This is a genomic window from Nonomuraea rosea (assembly GCF_039539705.1).
In the GTDB taxonomy this organism is placed as follows: Bacteria; Actinomycetota; Actinomycetes; order Streptosporangiales; family Streptosporangiaceae; genus Nonomuraea; species Nonomuraea rosea.
Genome location: NZ_BAABDQ010000030.1, coordinates 88,343 through 106,323, shown reverse-complemented (window position 1 = coordinate 106,323; position 17,981 = coordinate 88,343). Strand labels below are relative to the sequence as shown.

General features: G+C 70.5%; 18 protein-coding genes. 5 read left to right on the top strand and 13 right to left on the bottom strand.

The annotated features are described in order from the left end of the window. Positions 1–438: 438 nt before the first annotated feature. Positions 439–612, bottom strand: coding sequence for a hypothetical protein (locus tag ABEA43_RS46460; RefSeq protein ID WP_345572486.1), 174 nt, complete (start codon positions 610–612; stop codon positions 439–441). A 150-nt stretch (positions 613–762) separates the two neighbouring features. Here ABEA43_RS46460 and ABEA43_RS46455 point away from each other — a divergent pair, with 150 nt between their 5' ends. From ABEA43_RS46455 to ABEA43_RS46445, 3 genes are all read left to right on the top strand, one after another. Then, a complete protein-coding gene (locus ABEA43_RS46455) occupies positions 763–1,284 on the top strand; it encodes a hypothetical protein (RefSeq protein ID WP_345572485.1) in 522 nt (173 codons plus the stop codon). A gap of 439 nt (positions 1,285–1,723) precedes the next feature. Then, complete coding sequence (locus ABEA43_RS46450) at positions 1,724–2,305, top strand: NUDIX hydrolase (protein WP_345572484.1); 582 nt, start codon at positions 1,724–1,726, stop codon at positions 2,303–2,305. Between the two features lie 623 nt (positions 2,306–2,928). Beyond that, positions 2,929–3,339, top strand: coding sequence for a hypothetical protein (locus ABEA43_RS46445; RefSeq protein ID WP_345572483.1), 411 nt, complete (start codon positions 2,929–2,931; stop codon positions 3,337–3,339). Positions 3,340–3,492: 153 nt separating this feature from the next. On the opposite strand, the gene ABEA43_RS46440 is transcribed toward ABEA43_RS46445, so the two are convergent. Continuing rightward, positions 3,493–3,729, bottom strand: a complete 237-nt coding sequence (locus ABEA43_RS46440; protein WP_345572482.1) for a hypothetical protein — start codon at positions 3,727–3,729, stop codon at positions 3,493–3,495. Between the two features lie 245 nt (positions 3,730–3,974). Here ABEA43_RS46440 and ABEA43_RS46435 point away from each other — a divergent pair, with 245 nt between their 5' ends. Next, positions 3,975–4,259: a hypothetical protein gene (locus ABEA43_RS46435; RefSeq protein WP_345572481.1), complete on the top strand. Its 285-nt coding sequence runs from the start codon at positions 3,975–3,977 to the stop codon at positions 4,257–4,259. A gap of 272 nt (positions 4,260–4,531) precedes the next feature. Here the strand turns inward: ABEA43_RS46435 and ABEA43_RS46430 are convergent, their stop codons facing one another. Both ABEA43_RS46430 and ABEA43_RS46425 read right to left on the bottom strand, forming a co-directional pair. Beyond that, positions 4,532–4,678: a hypothetical protein gene (locus ABEA43_RS46430; RefSeq protein WP_345572480.1), complete on the bottom strand. Its 147-nt coding sequence runs from the start codon at positions 4,676–4,678 to the stop codon at positions 4,532–4,534. 251 nt (positions 4,679–4,929) lie between these two features. After that, positions 4,930–8,163, bottom strand: a complete 3,234-nt coding sequence (locus tag ABEA43_RS46425; RefSeq protein ID WP_345572479.1) for an efflux RND transporter permease subunit — start codon at positions 8,161–8,163, stop codon at positions 4,930–4,932. Positions 8,164–8,267: 104 nt separating this feature from the next. Here ABEA43_RS46425 and ABEA43_RS46420 point away from each other — a divergent pair, with 104 nt between their 5' ends. Then, a complete protein-coding gene (locus ABEA43_RS46420; protein ID WP_345572478.1) occupies positions 8,268–8,714 on the top strand; it encodes a MarR family winged helix-turn-helix transcriptional regulator in 447 nt (148 codons plus the stop codon). A gap of 42 nt (positions 8,715–8,756) precedes the next feature. On the opposite strand, the gene ABEA43_RS46415 is transcribed toward ABEA43_RS46420, so the two are convergent. The 9 genes from ABEA43_RS46415 to ABEA43_RS46375 form a co-directional block, all read right to left on the bottom strand. After that, positions 8,757–11,033, bottom strand: a complete 2,277-nt coding sequence (locus ABEA43_RS46415; RefSeq protein ID WP_425570503.1) for a HelD family protein — start codon at positions 11,031–11,033, stop codon at positions 8,757–8,759. A 99-nt stretch (positions 11,034–11,132) separates the two neighbouring features. Next, complete coding sequence (locus ABEA43_RS46410) at positions 11,133–11,714, bottom strand: non-oxidative hydroxyarylic acid decarboxylases subunit B (RefSeq protein WP_345572476.1); 582 nt, start codon at positions 11,712–11,714, stop codon at positions 11,133–11,135. Then, complete coding sequence (locus ABEA43_RS46405; protein WP_345572475.1) at positions 11,711–12,355, bottom strand: UbiX family flavin prenyltransferase; 645 nt, start codon at positions 12,353–12,355, stop codon at positions 11,711–11,713. Before ABEA43_RS46405 ends, ABEA43_RS46410 begins: the two co-directional genes overlap by 4 nt. A 29-nt stretch (positions 12,356–12,384) precedes the next feature. After that, positions 12,385–13,938, bottom strand: coding sequence for a UbiD family decarboxylase (locus ABEA43_RS46400; RefSeq protein WP_345572474.1), 1,554 nt, complete (start codon positions 13,936–13,938; stop codon positions 12,385–12,387). A gap of 106 nt (positions 13,939–14,044) precedes the next feature. Beyond that, the gene (gene pcaG, locus ABEA43_RS46395; protein WP_345572473.1) at positions 14,045–14,578 is read right to left on the bottom strand and encodes a protocatechuate 3,4-dioxygenase subunit alpha; all 534 of its coding nucleotides are present in this window, start codon (positions 14,576–14,578) and stop codon (positions 14,045–14,047) included. After that, positions 14,575–15,336, bottom strand: coding sequence for a protocatechuate 3,4-dioxygenase subunit beta (pcaH, locus tag ABEA43_RS46390; protein WP_345572472.1), 762 nt, complete (start codon positions 15,334–15,336; stop codon positions 14,575–14,577). The genes pcaG and pcaH overlap by 4 nt, the downstream gene beginning before the upstream one ends. A gap of 5 nt (positions 15,337–15,341) precedes the next feature. Further along, positions 15,342–16,490, bottom strand: a complete 1,149-nt coding sequence (locus ABEA43_RS46385; protein ID WP_345572471.1) for a thiolase family protein — start codon at positions 16,488–16,490, stop codon at positions 15,342–15,344. Further along, positions 16,487–17,116, bottom strand: coding sequence for a CoA transferase subunit B (locus ABEA43_RS46380; RefSeq protein ID WP_345572470.1), 630 nt, complete (start codon positions 17,114–17,116; stop codon positions 16,487–16,489). The genes ABEA43_RS46385 and ABEA43_RS46380 overlap by 4 nt, the downstream gene beginning before the upstream one ends. After that, a complete protein-coding gene (locus ABEA43_RS46375; protein WP_345572469.1) occupies positions 17,113–17,892 on the bottom strand; it encodes a CoA transferase subunit A in 780 nt (259 codons plus the stop codon). The genes ABEA43_RS46380 and ABEA43_RS46375 overlap by 4 nt, the downstream gene beginning before the upstream one ends. Positions 17,893–17,981 lie beyond the last annotated feature (89 nt).

Sequence of the window (17,981 nt, the reverse complement as noted above, 5' to 3'; positions counted from 1 at the left end):
GCCGAGCCCGGCTTCCCTGCTCGGCTCGGATGATCCTGGCGTGCGGCGCCGCCAGCCCGTGCCTTTACAAAGTAGATCAGATCCAGCGCGGCGGGCGCGCTGCTCGGCCAACAGCGCCGCGCGCTCGGTTGCCCGCGACTGCACCGGCGGCGGGGTCGCATCGTCCGGGGCGAGCACCACGAACGGGCTGCTGAACACGCCCTTGGTACCGTCGTTCGTCAAGATCGCGCCTGGTGTGGCCGCGGTGAACGGCCGCTTCCCGTCCACCATCCCGGCACCCGGATACAGACCAGCTCGCGCAGCTGCCACGACCGGCCCGGCGCGTCGAACGACAACGGCCCCGCCTGATCACTCGCGTCCGAGCCGCGCTTGATCCGCAGGAACCGGCCCCTCTGCGGCTCCGTCCACACGCCGCCCGCCGACCACTCGACCGCGATCTCACACGGCTGCGCGAGCCACAGCGCGCCGGCCGCGTGCGTCGAGGCCCGGCTTGCGCGGGCCGTACCCGTCGACGACCGGCCTGTGCCCGCGTATCCGGCCGAGCAGCATGAGCCGGGGCACGCCGTGGAGCCAGAATCCGCGCGGGAGGTAGTGGATCGAATGCCACCACATGAGGGATCTCCGAGAAGTGATGTCGGAAAGGCCGGAGCCGCAGGTGGGCGGTCCGAGTACGGAGGCGCCTGCCCGCAACCCCGCCAATCCTCCACAAAGATTCCGAACTCTCACTAAGGTGATCAAGTCAAAGATCAAGGAGGAAACACCGTGAAGCAGACGACCGTCTTACGGATCGGCCGTTCAGCGCTGGTGGTGGCACTGGCGGCAGGCGTCATACCGCTCGCCGTCGCGCCCACCGCGCTCGCCGCCCAGAAGGCGACGCTAGGGCCGTACGGGTACGGCAACCTGAAGCTCGGCATGACCGCCACGAAAGCCAAGGCGACCGGAAGGATCATCCACAAACCCGTCGGAGACTCCGCCAGGTGCACGGGCTGGGACCTCAAGGAGAGCCCGTACGGCAACTATCGCGTGGGCATGTACATCTCCAAGAAGCACGGCGTGGCCATGATCGTCGCACCCCCCGGCCTCAAGACGCCCCAGGGCATCAGCCTCGGCTCTACCAGGACGCAACTGAAGGCCGCCTACCCCCAGCTACGGCGCGGTCCGGGTGGATACCCCGCCGCCGACGTGCCGGGCAAGAAGGCGTACTACCTGTTCCACGTGTCGAACAAGAACAAGGTCGCCGGGATGAGCCTGATTCTGGCCAAGCAGGACTGCGTCAGGTACTAGTACCCACACGGCTTCGCCGCGTGACCTGCTCCGGCGCTGCTCGATGGCATGCGCAAGGCCCTCGACCGGGGATATCCAGGGCCTAGTTCGTGATCAAGGAATTGAGACGTGATCGTAGGGAGTACCCCGGGCTCGCGTTCGCGCAGAACAGACGCTCTCAGCGCTGCGGCCGAGCGCTGAGTGGGGGAACCGTGCGTACCGACACAAATCCCAGAGTGATCATGAGGGTGCACACGGTTGTCAAGCCATGGCAAGATCCGCTTGGCGACACTGGAGGCTTCAAGATCGGCTAAGCCTTGGATTACGTGCTGGGCGGACAGCTGGGAGCCATCAGAGCCCTCGCCCGGCGCTGTGTCCGTGTGGCGATTGAGCAGGTGACTTTCCATCGGGGTGTTCGCGCTGGGGGTCGTCGCTCGTGTCGCGTTTCCGGGCAGATCAGGTGACGCAGATCATCAGCTCGGGGTATTTGCCGAGCAGATTGTCGGTGGTGCCTGCGATCGTGTCCTGCATGGGCGAGCTGGTCGAGCGGGTGGACGAACGGGACCGCGTGCTGGGAGTCGTGGACCGGGCAGAGGCGGAGCGCCGGCGATGGATGCATCGGATCGCGACGACGATCTGTCGCGATCCGCTGCGGCGGATCCTCGTGCTGCGCCGGGCGGAGCAGCACACTCGCTTTCCCGGCCATTATGACGTGATGGTCGGCGGTGCCGTGGACGTGGGCGAGTCGTATGAGGACGCGGCAGCCCGCGAGCTGTCCGAGGAGCTGGGCGCCGGCGTCCCGGTGCGTTTCATGTTCACGTTCCTGTGCCGGGATGGGGTCAGCCCTGTCTGGTTCGGGGTGCACGAGGCCGTGATCACTGAGCCTTTGGTTCCAGATCCGTCCGAGATCGCGTGGCATGCCTGGCTCACAGAGCCCGAACTGCGGGAGGTCGTTGATCGATGGCCTTTCGTTCCCGGTGGGCGAGAGGCATTGCGCCGATATCTGGCAATCGGGAACGAGGACCTGCCGTCGGCTGGCTGAACATCATGTCGAGTGGGTGGCTCAGCCGCATGGCCCGATTCCCACAGCCCGGCCTGGCAGCCGACGTACTCGGGTGTCGCGGTCGTGCCGGCGGCCGAGTAGGAGGATCTCTTCGTGTTGGGCAGCGAGGCGCGAGAGCGCTTCGCTACGGAAAACCGTGAGTTCTTCGACTGTCTGACCTTGGTGGACGAGGCGGTCATGGAGCGCGGCGATCTCAGCTTCGAGTCGGTTGATCCGGGCGTCGCGGGGCCGGGGGTGTTTCCGGCTTCGCGAATGACGGCGAGCCGCGTTTCGAATTCTTCGCGCAGGCGGAAGGGTGAGGGCTTGGCGTGTGAGGTTGCGGGCTCGTTCGCGGAGGGTGCGCTTCTTCGCGGGTCGGGGCGGCTGGGAGCGTTCGGGGCAGTGGTCGTGCTGGTGGTAGCGGGCCTTGACGTCGCGGGGCGGGGCCGGCGGCGGAGGTGGTTGGGGCAGCGGCGGGCTTCGTCGGCCCGTCCGCAGGTGGGGTTGGCGCTGCGGAAGCTGCGGATCTCGCGGCCTGGAGAAATGGGATCATGGGCACGGCGAGTCCTCCGCGCGGACGCCTCCGCCACCACTCCCGAGATCTGAAAGTGGTTCCCCCCGCCATGCCCCTGTCTGTAAGGATCGCCCGGAACCTGATCTGGTTCCAGGCGACACTCACTCTGCTCAACATCGTTCTGCTCATTCTGGGGCTGGCCCTCAACCCCAACGACTTCCTGGAGGACCTGCTCTACGCCCCCTTCTACCTCCTGCCGCTCGCCACCGGCTGGTTGGCGAACCAGTGGCGCACCCGTCGCCCTCGGGTCCGTCACGCCACCATCGCCGTCCAGCTCGCCATCCCCTTGCTCGACTTCATCCACTTCCTGATCGAAGACACCCTGATGTGGGTCCTCTCCGCATCCTGGTCCGCCCTCATCGTGACTCTGCTCCTGCTTCCTCCAGCGAGAACCTGGTTCGCCCCCACAGCCCAGATGCCAGGCACCCCGTCGCAGCCAGCACCGCCCGCCGCCACCTGACAGTCCTCGACCGCCATCGGCTTCACCCTCAAGGCGTCGAGGTGGACGCGGAGCTCGCCGAGGCGCTGGTCACTGGGACCCCTTACGGGCCGCCTGGTCACGGGCGGCGCGGCCGGCCGCGATGATCGGGCCGACCCTGCGGAGCGGTGGTTTTCAGCCGTTCGCGTTGAGCCAGTCGGAGATCGCGTCGAGGCTGGCTTCGGGCAGGTACGGCTGGAGGGTGCGGCGAACGGTGGCGCGCATGGTCTTCCAGCCGGCGTCTATGTCGGGGTCGAGGGCCTGTGGGGTGAAATCGTCCACAAAGTGATCTTGTTGCGGCGGGTCCGCTCCTCGCTCTGCGGCAAGCAGCAGATGCTCATGCGCGCACCCGGCGATCAGGTGCACCACCACCTCGCCGCCGCACACCTCTTCATAAGGGCCACCCCTGGCGACGCAGCCAGCCGGTGTCCCGGCCTGACCCGTCGTAGCGTGCGCCGCAGGTCGTGCCGATTCCTCCCCATATCGCCGTGGAGCCAGCCGACTAACCTGCGCGCTCATATATGTCCGCCAGCGGACGGCATAGCGTGGAGAACGTGGAGCGTGATGGACAGCGGTCGTGCGTACCCGCAAAGGCGCGACCCACAACTGAGCAACGCGTGGTGGCCGTGGTGGCCCTGCTCTCCTCAGCAACCCTGACCGTCGTCGGTGTTCTCATCATGGTGGGAGTCATCCACGGCGTCAACGGCGCCGGTGAGGACCTGCCCACGCTGCTCAACGTGGTGTGCGGGATAGCGGGCACCCTCCTGTGGGGGCTCTGTACGGCCAGCCAGGTGGACGACCTTCGGAAGGGCGTGTGGCCGGACCTGTCCCCGTCGAGCAAGGGCCCGGTGACTATCGGCGCCGTCGAATTCGATGCTGACGACGTGGACGACGACTGGTGAACCCAGCCTCGGGCAGGCTCGGCTGGAGTCCCCTTCCATGTCTGCCAGGCGTGTGACAGTCGCTGGCCCCGGCTCCGCATCGTTGACGCCATGATCGCCTCTCCCCCGCATCGTCCACGGAGGCGAAGCCCACCAGCCGACCATGGTGCCCGTCGTACTCGACGTACTCCATCGAGTCGAAGCCGATCCAGAACACGCCAGGCCCGCACCACAGCGTAGCGGGTGCGGCCCTTGTCATCGTGGGAGACGTGGACGCCCAGCACCTTCGTGCCTTAGCCGCCCGGCCGGGGCATGCTGATGACGAACGAGCGGACGCCCTCGACCCGATCACCGTCCCGATACGGGGCATCGTCGAGCCGGCCGAGAACGTCCTCGATGCCGCCGGTGTTCTTGAGCTGCGTGGCCGCCTCGATCAGCACGTCGCCGCGCGAGGAGATGCGCCCGGACTCGGTCTTGGTGGACCGGGCAGGTGCCGGGGCGTTCCTGGCCGGGTTCGGGACGGCACAGGAAGCAGGCTGAGCCCTCCTTCGGGACGGCCTGGGACACGTCGTCGACGGCTGCGCCGACCATCGCCCGTGTCCGGTGGACGGCTATGCGATTACCTTCGACCGGTCACAGCCGGATGCCCGGCGGGACGCGAAGGTCCCGCCGGGCATCCGGTGAGCGTGTGTCACGGCGTCGGCGTCAGCACCTTCGCCTCGTGCTTCGGCTCCGCCCGCTTGCCCCGCGTGCGCTCCTTGACCCGCTCCACCACCGTGTACAACGTCGGTACCAAAACGAGGGTGAGCAGCGTCGAGGAGATCAGGCCGCCGATCACCACGATCGCCAGCGGCTGCGAGATGAACCCGCCGGAGCCGGTCACCCCCAGCGCCATCGGCGTCAGCGCGCAGATCGTGGCCACCGCGGTCATCAGGATCGGCCGCAACCTGCGCCGGCCGCCCTCGATCACCGCCTCCACCACGCCCATGCCCTGATCCCGGTACTGGTTGATCAGGTCGATCAGCACGATCGCGTTCGTCACCACGATGCCGATCAGCATCAGCATGCCGATCAACGCCGGCACGCCCATCGCCGTGTCCGTCGCCACCAGCAGCCCGATCGCGCCCGTCGCCGCGAACGGGATCGACACCAGCAGGATCAGCGGCTGGATGAAGCTGCGGAACGTCGCCACCATGATCAGGAACACGATCGCGATCGCCGCCAGCATCGCCATGCCGAGGTCGGAGAACGCGTCGGCCTGGCTCGCCGAGGCGCCGCCGATCTCGGTCGAAGCGCCCGAGCTCAGCGTCAGCGCGTCCAGCTTCGTCGTCAGCGCCGTCGTCACGCTGCCCAGGTCACTGGCCGTCGCCTTGCCCGACACGGTCGCCGACCGCTCACCGTCGATGCGCGAGACCTGCGTCGGCCCCGCCACCTGCCGCACGTCCGCCACCGTCGACAGCTTCACCAGACCCGCCGCCGTCGGCAGCTTCAGGTCCTCCACCGCCTCGATGTCGTCCGGCGCGTCCGCGCCGCGCAGCACCAGATCGCTCGTACGCCCGTCCAGCGTGATCTGCCCCAGCGGTGCGCCGCGGAACGCCTGCGCCACCGCCTGACCGACCTGCGCCTCCGACAGACCCCGCTCGGCGGCCTCCTCCCGGTCCACCACGACCTCGACCCGCGGCGCGCTGGCCTCCAGGTTCGACGACACGTCGCGCAGCCCCGGCACGTCGTCCATCGCGGCCTTGACCGCGTCGGCCGCCGTGCGCAGCGTCTCGGTGTCCGGCGCACGCACGATCACGTCGATCGAGTCGGAGGAGAACCCGCCCCCGCCCGCGCCGCCGACCTTGACCTCGCCGGCGCCCGACAGGCCCGCGATCTTGTCGCGGAGCTCCTGCTCGACCTTCGCCGTGTCGGCGTCCTCCTTGATCGTCACCGAGTACGACGCCCGGTCCGCGCCGCCGCCGACACCGCCCTGCATGGCGTTGCCGCCACCCACGTTCACCTGGTACGTCTCCACGCCGTCCAGGTCCGACAGCACGCCCTCGACCTGCTTGGCCGCCTTGTCGGTGGTCGCCAGGTCGGTGCCCACCGGCATCCGCTGCGACAGCGAGATCGTGTTCTGCCCGGAGGAGTCCAGGAAGTTCGTCTGCAGCCCGCCCGCCAGGCCCATCGTCCCGACGAACACCGCCACGCCGATCAGCACCGTCACCAGCTTGAACCGGGTGGCGAACCGCAGCACCGGCAGGTACGCCCGCTGCAACGGCGAACGCAGCTCCTTGGCCTCGGCCTCCTCCCGCTGCGCCCGCGCCTGCTCCGGCGTCAGAGAGGGCGCCTTCAGGAACCAGAACGCCAGCACCGGCACCACCGTCAGCGACACCACCAGCGAGGCCAGCAACGCCACCGCGACCGTGACCGCGAACGGGCTGAACAGCTCGCCCACCATGCCGCCCACGACCGCGATCGGCGCGAACACCGCCACCGTCGTCAGCGTCGAGGCCGTCACCGCGCCCGACACCTCACGCACAGCCGTCAAGATCGCCTGCAGCTTCGCCTCGCCATAGGCGAGATGGCGTTTGATGTTCTCCAGGACCACGATGGAGTCGTCCACCACCCGGCCCACCGCGATCGTCAAGGCGCCCAAGGTCAGCATGTTCAGCGAATAGTCGCCCGCCCACAGCACGATCAGCGCGATCACCACCGACAGCGGGATCGACACCGCCGTCACCAGCGTCGAACGCACCGACAGCAGGAACACCAGGATGACCAGCACCGCGAACGCCAGTCCCAGCAGGCCCTCCGTGGTCAGGCTCGCGATCGACTCCTCCACGTAGGGTGCCTGGTCGAACACCACCGACACCGCCGTGTCCGACCCGTCGCCCAGCTCCTTGGTCAGATCGGGCAGCTTCTCCCGGATCTCGTGCGAGATCGTCACCGCGTTGCCGTCGGGCACCATCGTCACCGACACGCCCAGGCTCGACTTGCCCGCCGTACGGGTGATCGTGGTCTGGTCCGCCAGCCCGCGCGTGATCGTCGCGACGTCGCCCAGCTTGACCGGCTTCAACGGCTTCGGCTTCACCTGCTGCTGCTGAAGCAGCGCGCTCTGCCCCGGCTGACCGGCCTGCCCGGTCTGCGGCCGGCCCTGCGCCTGCGCCTGCGCCTGGGACGGCTGCTGCTGGGTGGCCGCCGGCTGCGCCGGCGTCAGGTACAGGGCCTTCAGCTTGGCCACCGAGTCGACCCGCGCGCCCACCTGAACCGTCAGCGACTTGTTGTCCGAGGTCAGCGTGCCCGCCGGGATCGGCGTCCCGTTCGCCTTCAGCACCTCGGGGATCTGCGCGGCCGACACGCCCGCCAGCGCCATCTTCTTGGCGTCCGGCTCGATCGTCACGACCTCGTCACGGGTCCCCGTGATCGCCGCCTCGCGCACACCCTCCACGCCCTGCAACTCCGGCACCACGAGCCGGCGCAGCTTGTCGGCCATCGCCCGCTCGTCACCGCCGTCGCCCACGGCCAGGACCAGCACCGGAATGTCGTCGGTGTTACCGGCCACCACCTGCGGGTCCACGCCGTCCGGGAGCGCCACCCTGGTGATGGCCTGCTGCATCTTGTTCAGCGAGGACTCGACGTCGGTGCCGTACTCGAAGGCCACCTGGATCTGCGCCAGGCCCTCCTTCGAGGTCGAGGTCATCTGCTCCATCCCGGTGAGCCCCTGGAAGGAGTCCTCGATCGGCTTGGTGATCTGATCCTCGACGATCTCCGGCGACGCCCCGGGGTACGGCGCGATCACGAACGCGCCCGGGAACGCCAGAGACGGCAGCAGCTGCTGCTTCAACTGCGGGATCGTGAACGCGCCGAACGCGCTGAGCACGACCGCGATCAAGATCACAAGTGTGCGGTTGACCAGGCTCAACCGGGCGAAAGCGGTCATAGGCTCCCCTCCAAGAGTTCGCCCCAGACTAACACTTCGCCTTATACGAATATTTAGACGGCCCAAGCTTTCCTGATAACCTTCTCAGGAAGCGAGAGGTGAGCGTGAGCGACGAACGCGAAGAACTGATCCGCCGGATCATCGAAACACAGCGTGGCCTCGGGCGGCTGTTCGCCCAGCACCAATCCCCCCTGTTCAGCTCCAATCTCACCATGAGACAGCTCAAGGTGGTCATGCTCCTGTCCATCGGCGGCTCCGCCTCGGGACAGGATCTCGCCCACGCCCTCGGCGTGGGCCTCGGCACCGTCACCGGCATCGTCGACCGCCTGGTCGCCCACGGCCTGGTCAGCCGGCACGAAGACCCGCAAGACCGCCGCGTGCGCCGCGTCGAGCTCACTCCCGAAGGCGCCGCCCTCGTCGAAGAGATCAACAACGCCGGCATGGAGCAGTATCAGCGTCTCATGGACCATCTCGACACCGAGACCCTGCGCGCCCTCGACCACGCCGTCCGCGCCATTCGCGACGTCGCCGCGAAGCTCTCCAACGAATGAGCTCTGCGGTGGGTACGGCGACGATCACCGTACCCACCGCCTTTACGCCAGGCGGGACAGGACCTCAGGCAGCTCGCCCTCGTAGACCACCGTCAGGCGCCGCGTCGCCCGGGTCACCGCCACGTACAGGTCCTGGCCGCCCTGCTCCGACTGCCCCGCGATGCCCGCGGGATCCACCACCACGACCGCGTCGAACTCCAGCCCCTTGGCCTGCCCGACCGTCAGCACCATCACCGGCGCGTCCAGATCCCCCTCCGGGAACAGCCGCGCCACCTCGGGGTGCCGGGCGTCCGGCGTCACCACGCCCACCCGCCCCTCGCCGATCTCCGTCAGCTCCCGCCCGACCAGCTCGGGCAGGCCCGCCACGGCCAGCCGCACCGCCCGGGGCTCCGAGCCGCCCTCGCGCACCGACTCCGGCGGCTCCTGCTCCGGCGCGAACGCCCGCAGCACGTCCGCCGCCACCCGCATGATCTCCACCGGGGTCCGGTAGTTCACCAGCAGCCGCTCCTCGCGCCACCGCCCCTCCAGATAGGGGTCCAGCACCTCGCCCCACGACCGCGCGCCCGCCGCCGACCCCGTCTGCGCCAGATCGCCCACCACCGTCAGCGACCGCGCGGGGACCCGCCGCATGACCATCCGCCACGCCATCGCCGACAGCTCCTGCGCCTCGTCCACGATCACGTGCCCGTACGCCCAGCGCCGGTCGGCCGCCGCCCGGTCCGCCGTGGTCAGCCCCGCCCCGTCGTCGGCGTGCCGCTCGGCCAGCACGTCGGCCCGGTCGAAGACGCCCGCCTCCGCCACGCCCGTGGACTCCAGCACCTCCCGCGCGTACAGCTCCTGCTCCGCCCACTCCTCATCGCGCCGCCTGGCCACCAGCCGCTCGGCCGAGTCGTCCTCGCCCAGCAGCTCGGCCGCCTCGTCCAGCAGCGGCACGTCCCCGACCGTCCACGCGGCCTCCTCCGCGCGCACCACGACCTCCCAGTCCAGCCCCGGCGGCGCCACCGACCACAGCGTCTCCGGCGACGACAGCAGCCACGCGATCAGGTCCTGCGGCGTCAGCTCCGGCCAGAGCCCGTCCACGGCCCGCCGCACCTCCGGCTCGTCCCACAGCCGCGTGGCGGCCAGCGCCAGATCGAGCTCGTCCAGATCCCCCTCCAGATCGAGCGGCTCACCCAGCTCCGGATCGTCCTCGTCGGCCAGCTCCTCGATGTGCAGCGACTCCTCCAGCGCCCGCGCCTCGGCCTTGGCCAGCTCCTTCAGCAGCTCGGTGACGTACAGCTTGCGTGCCATGTTGTGCGGCAGCCGCACCGCCCGCGCCCGGTCGCGCAACCCCAGGCACACCGCGTGCGGGACGCGCAGCCGCAGCCCGTCCAGCTCCACCTCCAGATCCCCGTCCGGGACCCGCTGCCGCGACTCCAGCGCGCCGGCCACCACCTGCGCCATCCGCGCGTCCCCCTTGACCACGGCCGTCCGCGGCGGATCGGCCGCCGCCGCCCGCACGCCGGGGAACAGCTCGCCCACCGTGGACATCACCACCTGCGTCTCCCCCAGCGCGGGCAGCACCTGGCTGATGTAGCGCAGGAACATCGGGTTGGGGCCCACCACCAGCACCCCGCGCCGCTCCAGCGTGGCGCGGTGGGTGTAGAGCAGGTACGCCGCCCGGTGCAGCGCCGCCACCGTCTTGCCGGTGCCAGGACCGCCCTGCACCACCAGCGCCCCCTGCAGCGCGGACCGGATCACCCGGTCCTGCTCGGACTGGATGGTCGCCACCACGTCGCCCATCCGCCCGGTCCTGCCCCGCCGCAGCGCCGCCAGCAGCGCCGCCTCGCCCACCAGCGTGCGCCGGTCTCCGTCGCTCATCCCCTCCAGGTCGAACACCTCGTCGTCGATGCCGACCACCGTGCGGTCCTTCAGATGGAGGTGCCGGCGGCGCACCAGACCGCCCGGATCGGTGGCCGTGGCCACGTAGAACGGCCGCGCCGCCTGCGCCCGCCAATCGATCAGCACCGACTCGTGCCGCTCGTCACGCAGCCCGATCCGGCCGACGTAGGTGCTCTGCCCCGACCCGTCGTCGATGCGGCCGAAGCACAGGCCGCGCTCGACCGCGTTCAGCTGCCCCAGCCTGCGCGCCTGCTCCGAGGCCAGCGCCTCGCGCTCGACCATCGCCTGACGCGTGCCCAGGGCGCCGCCCCTGCCGTACACCTCGCGCAGCGTCTCCTGCGCCCGCTCCCTGGCGACGTCGAGCCTGCCGTACAGCCACGACACAGTACGCTGCTCGGCGTCAAGGGCTTCCACAAGACTATCTTGACGATTAGCCATTCGGTGGTATACTCCTAACGGGAGGGCTGTGAATCACGCTCATTTGTTGCTGAGCATTCGAGCTTAACCTCCCGACATGCCCCTGCGCAACGCGCCAGTTCAGGGCGTCTCCTTCGCCCCGGGCATGCCGGTCCAGCGGCGGGCGTCCGGCACCGCAAGCCCGAGCTGGTCCAGGATCCGGGTCGCAAGATGGTCCACCAGGTCCTGGAGAGAAGCCGGCCGGGTGTAGAAGGCGGGCACGGGCGGCAGGATCGTGGCGCCCATCCGGGTCAAGGCCAGCATGTTGTCCAGATGCACCTCGTTGAGCGGCGTCTCACGGGGCACCAGGACCAGGCGGCGGCGCTCCTTCAGGCAGACGTCGGCCGCGCGGGCGATGAGCCCGTCGGCGTAGCCGGTGCGGATGCCCGCCAGGGTCTTCATGCTGCAGGGCACGACCACCATCCCGTCGGTGCGGAACGAGCCCGAGGAGATCGGCGCCGCCTGGTCCCCCGGCCCGTGCACCACGTCGGCCAGCTTGGCGATCTCGCGCACGTCGTACGGCGTCTCCAGCTCGATCGTGGCCCGCGCCCACCGGCTCAGCACCAGATGGGTGTGCACGTCGTCGTACTCGCGCAGCATCTCCAGCAGGCGCACCCCCAGCGGCGCGCCGCTGGCCCCCGTCATCGCGACGATCAGCCTCATGACCCCGCCCCCGATCGTTCGCGCGAGGCGGCCGTGCCGGCCGCGCCGGTCCACTCGTAGTAGTCGGTCTGGTCCAGGCCGGCGAAGCCGAGCAGGCGCGCCACGAACTCCTCGTCCATCTGCTCGACGCTCTGCGGCACGTTGTAGTACGTCGGGATCATCGGATAGACGACCGCGCCCGCCTCGGTGAGCTGCACCATGTTGCGCAGATGGATCAGGTTCAACGGGGTCTCGCGCAGGCACAGGATCAGCGGGCGGCGCTCCTTCAAGCACACGTCCGCGGCCCGCTCGATCAGCGTGTTGGCCGCCCCCTGAGCGATCCTGGCGGCGGCGCCCAGCGCGCACGGCAGCACGATCATGCCCCAGCAGCGGTAGCTGCCCGACGACGGCGGCCCGGCCACGTCGGACTCCGGATCCCAGAGCATCACCTTCTCCGACGGGCCGCCGAGCATCAGCTCGACCGGGTCGGCGTCCTGCGGGGCCGCGTGCTCGTGCGCGATGAGCTTGCGGCCGTTCGGCGAGATCATCAGGTCCACGTGGCCGACGCGGGCGTCGGCGATCAGGGCCGCCAGCAGCCGGCCGGCCAGGCGGGTGCCGCCGGCGCCGGTCACGGCCAGCAGGACACGTCGTTGTTCTGGCATGGTGTCGCTCCCGATAGGTGATCGCGAAGTCAGTCGTGGTGGCCGGACCCGGCCCGCGCGCCGGGTGCGGCGTCGTTCCCGAACAGCTCGGCTGCGAAGGGCCGCGGGTCCACCTCGCGGAACTGGGCGCGGGTGAACATCTCGGCGCGCAGCTCGTACGGGGCCGTGGCGTCGAAGATGGTCTTGGAGGTGACGCCCTTGGCCGGCAGGCGCGGGTCGTACTCGGGGGTCTGCGACGGATCCAGCACGTGCCCGGCCACCCCCGGGATGGCGATGACGTCCAGATTGCCCTGCATCCGTGTCTGCATCGCCCACAGCACGTCGTTGGTGTCGAAGATGTCGACGTCCTCGTCCACGAGGATGACGTTCTTCAGCTCGGTGTAGGTGCCGAACGCCACCAGCGCGGCCAGCCGGGCGCGCCCGTCGTCGAACGCGCTCTTCTTGCTGCACTTCATGACGGTCAGGAACTTGCCGCCGCCGGAGGAGTGGGCGTAGACCTCGCTGACGAACCCCGGCAGCGCCTTGTCGCAGGCGTTGAAGATGCTCGCCTCGGTGGGCAGCCCGGCCAGGTTCACGTGCTCCTCGCCGGGGCCGACGAGGGTCTGCAGGATCGGGTTGCGGCGGGTGGTGACGGCGGTGACCTTCAGCACCGGCAGCGCCGGGTTCGCCGGGCCGTTGTAGCCGGGGAACTCCGGCATCGCGTGCCCGGTGTGCGTGCTGCGGTCCTCGGCGACGCGTACGCCGGGCAGGATCTCGCCCTCGATGACGACCTCGGCGTTGGCGATGCACCGCTGATCCACGGTCAGGCAGCGGGTCAGCTCGACCGGCTTGCCGCGCAGGCCGCCCGCCACGGCGAGCTCGTCGTAGCCGTACGGCGTCGTCGGCGCCTCGAAGCACGCGGCGATGTGGACGGCGGGGTCGAGCCCCATGTTGACCGACACCGCCAGCGGCTTGCCCTGCGCCTCGGCCTTCTTGCGGAAGGCGTCGATGTGCCGGCCCGGCGCGAAGAAGATGGACAGCTCGTCCTTGCCCTGCACGCACAGCCGGTGGATGGTGACGTCGGTGCCGGCCTGGCCCGTCGGGTCGCTGCTGAGCACCAGGCCCAGGCAGAAGTACGGGCCGGCGTCATCCTCGGTGTTGGTCGGGGCGGGCAGCAGCTTGCGCAGGTCGAAGTCCTGGTCGCCGGCCCGGTGCACGACCTCCTGGCACACCGCGTGGTCCGCGCCGACGTCCACGGGGCTCATCGCGTTCTTGTACGCCCGCGCCATGCGCTGCGTCAGCCGCCGCGCCGGGGCGTCCAGCAGCAGCCCGACCCGCTCGCGGCTGGCCATCAGCCCCACCAGGACGCGCCAGCCGGGGAAGCCCGTCACGTTGCCGAACATCATCGCCGGGCCCGTCCTCGTCGGCCGCACCACGGTCCCGCCCGCGCCGACGAGCTTGTAGACGCCGGCCAGCTCGGCGATCGGATCGACCGGATGACCCGTCTCGATGAGCTGGCTGGGATAGTGGCGCAGCCGCTCCAGCGCCGAGCGCAGATCGTGCACCTCGCCGGTGCCGGCCGCTTCGTTCGTTCTCGCCGTCATGCCGTCCCCCCAGCGGGTTCCTGCCCGTACGGCGGGCCCGCGAAGGGAAGGACGGCGTCAAGACCTGGGCCGCAGTCGGTATGGCGGCCCTTCAGGTACGGGCGGCTCAGCCGAAGTCGAGGAAGACCGTCTCCTTCTCGCCCTGCAGGTGGATGTCGAACCGGTGGACGCCCGCGCGCTCGGTCACGGGCACCAGCGTCTGCCTGCGCTCGGGCGGCAGCGAGTCGAGGAAGCGGTCCGTACCGAGGTAGATGCGGGTGTAGAGGTGGTGCAGCAGGCCGCGGGCGAAGACGCAGACGCTGATGTAGCCGTTGCCCGGCGGCACCGTGCGCAGCGTCCAGTGGCCGTCGGCGTCGGTGCCGACCCGGCCGAAGCCGGTGAAGTCCATGCCGTGCCTGCCGAGCACGGTGCCGTCCACCTGGTCGCGGCGCAGGCTGCCGGGCGCGCCGCGCAGCCGTCCCGACGCGTCGGCCTGCCAGAACTCCAGCAGCGCGTCGGGCACCGGGACGCCCGCGCCGTCGTAGACGCGCCCGTGGACGAGGATGGCGTCCGCGCCGAGCGGGGCGAGGTCGCCGCCGCCGGGGAAGGGCAGGGCGTTGCCGTAGAACGGCCCGACGGTCTGCGAGGGGGTGGGGTTCATCGGCCTTCCTCCATCCAGGTCGCGGCGGGGCCGTCGAGCACGATGTCCCAGCGGTAGCCGAGCGACCATTCGGGCGTGGACAGGTCGTGCTCGTAGGCGGCGATCAGCCGCTGCCTGGCCTGCTCGTCGGTCACCGACTGCAGGATCGGGTCGTAGGGGAACAGCGGGTCTCCCGGGAAGTACATCTGGGTGACCAGGCGCTGGGTGAACGCCGTGCCGAACAGGGAGAAGTGGATGTGCGCGGGCCGCCAGGCGTTGACGTGGTTGCGCCACGGGTAGGGGCCCGGCTTGATCGTGGTGAAGTGGTAGACGCCGTCGCCGTCGGTGAGGCAGCGGCCGACGCCGGTGAAGTTCGGGTCGAGCGGCGCGGGGTGGTCGTCGCGCTGGTGCGGGTAGCGGCCGGAGGCGTTGGCCTGCCAGATCTCCACGAGCTGGCCGCGTATCGGGCGGCCGTCGCGGTCCAGGACGCGGCCGGTCACGGTCATGCGCTCGCCGAGCGGCTCGCTCAGGTGCTGCACGGTCAGGTCGGAGTCGTGCGGCGTCACGTCGGTGATGCCGAAGACCGGGCCGGCCAGCTCGGCCGCCTCGGGGTCCTTCAACGCCACCAGCGGCTGCTTGGGGTGGCGCAGCAGGGTGCTGCGGTAGGGGGCGTAGTCGCGGGAGGGGTGGTCACCGCCGCCGGCCGCCTGGAGCGCGGCGATCTCGACGTCGATGTCCGCCTGGGTGAGGGGGGCGGCCGGGGGGCGGGGTTCGGACATGACGGCTACCTTTCGAGTACGACGGCCAGGCCCTGGCCGACTCCGATGCAGAGACAGGCCAGGCCGGTGCCCGAGCCGGCCGCGGCCAGCCGGTGGGCGACCGTGCCGGTGATGCGGGCCCCGGAGGCGCCGAGCGGATGGCCGAGGGCGATCGCCCCGCCGTCCGGGTTGACGATCGCGGGGTCCAGGCCGGGCAGCTCGGCCAGGCAGCCGAGCACCTGGGCGGCGAAGGCCTCGTTGAGCTCGGCGGTCGCCAGGTCGCCGGCGTCCTTGCCCGCCTTGGCCAGCGCCCTGGCCGCCGCCTCGACCGGGCCGAGCCCGAAGTAGCGCGGCTCCAGCGCGCTGACCGCGCTCGTGACGATCCTGGCCAGCGGCTCACGGCCGCGCAGCCCCGCCTCGTCGGTCAGCAGCAGCGCCGCCGCCCCGTCGTTGAGCGGGGAGGAGTTGCCCGCGGTGACGGTGCCGCCGCTCTTGCGGAAGACGGGCTTGAGCCGAGCCAGCGCCTCCAGCGAGGAGTCGGCGCGGATGCCCTCGTCCCTGCTCACGCCGCCGATCGGGACGATCTCCCGCTCGAACGACGCCTTGGCCGCCTTCTGGTGGCTGGCCAGCGCGTACGCGTCCTGCTCCGCCCGCCCGACGCCGTGCCGGTCGGCGATCAGCTCGGCGCCCTCGCCCAGCGGCACGGTGTGCTCGGCGGGCATCTCCGGGTTGACCAGCCGCCAGCCGAGCGTGGTGGAGACCAGCTCCTGCCCGCCCGCGGGGAACGCCTTGTCCAGTTTGGGCAGCACCCAGGGGGCGCGGGTCATCGACTCCACGCCGCCGGCGATCACGGTGGAGGCGTCGCCGAGCGCGATGGCGCGGTAGGCCTGGATGACGGCCTCCATGCCGGAGCCGCACAGCCGGTTCACGCTCACGCCGGGCGTGGTGACGGGCAGGCCGGCCAGGAGGGCGGCCATCCGGGCGACGTTGCGGTTCTCCTCGCCGGCGCCGTTGGCGTTGCCGAGGACGACCTCGTCGGGGGCCTCGACGTCGTTGCGCTCGGCGATCGCCCTGACGACGTGCGCGGCCAGGTCGTCGGGCCGGATGCCGGACAGCGCGCCGCCGTACCGGCCGAAGGGGGTGCGGACGGCGTCGACGATGTAGACGGCCTTCACGAGAGAACCTCCGCTTCCGTACGGTCGCGCAGCTCGGCCGCGCTCACCCCGGCCGCGGTCTCGACCAGCCTCAGCCCGTCGGCCGTGACGTCGAGGACGCCGAGGTCGGTGATGATCCGGTGCACGCACGCCTGGCCGGTGAGCGGCAGCGAGCACTCCTTGACGATCTTGGGGGTGCCGTCCTTGGCGGTGTGATCGGTGATCACGATGACCTTGCGGGCGCCGTGGATCAGGTCCATCGCCCCGCCCATGCCCTTGACCAGCCGGCCGGGAACCATCCAGTTGGCCAGGTCGCCGCGGGCCGAGACCTGCATCGCGCCGAGCACCGCCACGTCGATGTGCCCGCCGCGGATCATGCCGAACGACATCGCCGAGTCGAAGAACGACGCCCCCGCCAGCACGGTCACCGTCTCCTTGCCCGCGTTGATCAGGTCGGGGTCGAGCGCGCCGGGGTCGGGGTAGGGGCCGACGCCCAGGATGCCGTTCTCCGAGTGCAGGACCACGTCCACGCCCGGCGGCAGGAAGGAGGGGATGCGGGTGGGCAGCCCGATGCCGAGGTTGACATAGTCGCCGTCGCGCAGCTCGGCGGCCGCCCGCGCGACCATCTCGTCACGGGTCCAGCTCATGCCGTGCTCCCCTCGGCCGTGCGCGGCGCGGACGTCGTACGCTTCTCGATGGCCTTGTCGGCGGCCTGCTCGGGGGTGAGCGGCACGACGCGCTGGACGAACACGCCGGGCAGGTGGACCTCGTCGGGGTCGAGCTCGGTCAGCTCCTCCACCTCGGCGATCGTGATCCGCCCGGCCATCGCCGCGAGCGGGTTGAAGTTGCGGGCGGCCTTGTTGAAGACCAGGTTGCCGTACCGGTCGCCCTTGGCCGCCCGCACCAGCGCGAAGTCGGTGGTGATGGCGTGCTCCAGCACGTAGCTCCGGCCGTCGAACTCGCGCACCTCCTTGGGCGGCGACGCCTGCGCGATCGAGCCGTCGGGGTGGTGACGCAGGGGCAGGCCGCCGTCGGCGACGGGGGTGCCGACGCCCGCGGGGGTGTAGAAGGCGGGGATGCCCGCGCCGCCCGCGCGCAGCCGTTCGGCCAGGCTGCCCTGCGGGGTCAGCTCGACCTCCAGCTCGCCCGCCAGGTACTGCCTGGCGAACTCCTTGTTGTCGCCGATGTAGGAGGCGGTCACGCGGGCGATGCGCCCGGCGGACAGCAGGATGCCGAGGCCGCCGCCGTCCACGCCGCAGTTGTTCGACACGACGGCGATGCCCTGCGCGCCGGTGTCGTACAGGGCCTGGATCAGCACGTTGGGGATGCCCCCGAGGCCGAATCCGCCGACCGCGAACGAGGCGCCGTCACGCACGCCGGCCAGCGCCTCCCCGGCCGTGGCGACCAGCTTGTCTTTCCGCACGACGCTCCGTTCACCCGATGTGTTCGCTCAGCGAACTTAAGTTCACTATCGTGTGGTCGAGTATGTGTACCTGAAGGCGCTTCTGTCAA

Excerpts from the sequence above, each read along its gene's own strand:
- ABEA43_RS46460 (WP_345572486.1), bottom strand. The coding sequence starts at position 612 with ATGTGGTGGCATTCGATCCACTACCTCCCGCGCGGATTCTGGCTCCAC.
- ABEA43_RS46445 (WP_345572483.1), top strand. The coding sequence starts at position 2,929 with ATGCCCCTGTCTGTAAGGATCGCCCGGAACCTGATCTGGTTCCAGGCG.
- ABEA43_RS46425 (WP_345572479.1), bottom strand. The coding sequence starts at position 8,163 with ATGACCGCTTTCGCCCGGTTGAGCCTGGTCAACCGCACACTTGTGATC.
- ABEA43_RS46415 (WP_425570503.1), bottom strand. The coding sequence starts at position 11,033 with ATGGCTAATCGTCAAGATAGTCTTGTGGAAGCCCTTGACGCCGAGCAG.
- ABEA43_RS46410 (WP_345572476.1), bottom strand. The coding sequence starts at position 11,714 with ATGAGGCTGATCGTCGCGATGACGGGGGCCAGCGGCGCGCCGCTGGGG.
- ABEA43_RS46405 (WP_345572475.1), bottom strand. The coding sequence starts at position 12,355 with ATGCCAGAACAACGACGTGTCCTGCTGGCCGTGACCGGCGCCGGCGGC.
- ABEA43_RS46400 (WP_345572474.1), bottom strand. The coding sequence starts at position 13,938 with ATGACGGCGAGAACGAACGAAGCGGCCGGCACCGGCGAGGTGCACGAT.
- pcaG (WP_345572473.1), bottom strand. The coding sequence starts at position 14,578 with ATGAACCCCACCCCCTCGCAGACCGTCGGGCCGTTCTACGGCAACGCC.
- pcaH (WP_345572472.1), bottom strand. The coding sequence starts at position 15,336 with ATGTCCGAACCCCGCCCCCCGGCCGCCCCCCTCACCCAGGCGGACATC.
- ABEA43_RS46380 (WP_345572470.1), bottom strand. The coding sequence starts at position 17,116 with ATGAGCTGGACCCGTGACGAGATGGTCGCGCGGGCGGCCGCCGAGCTG.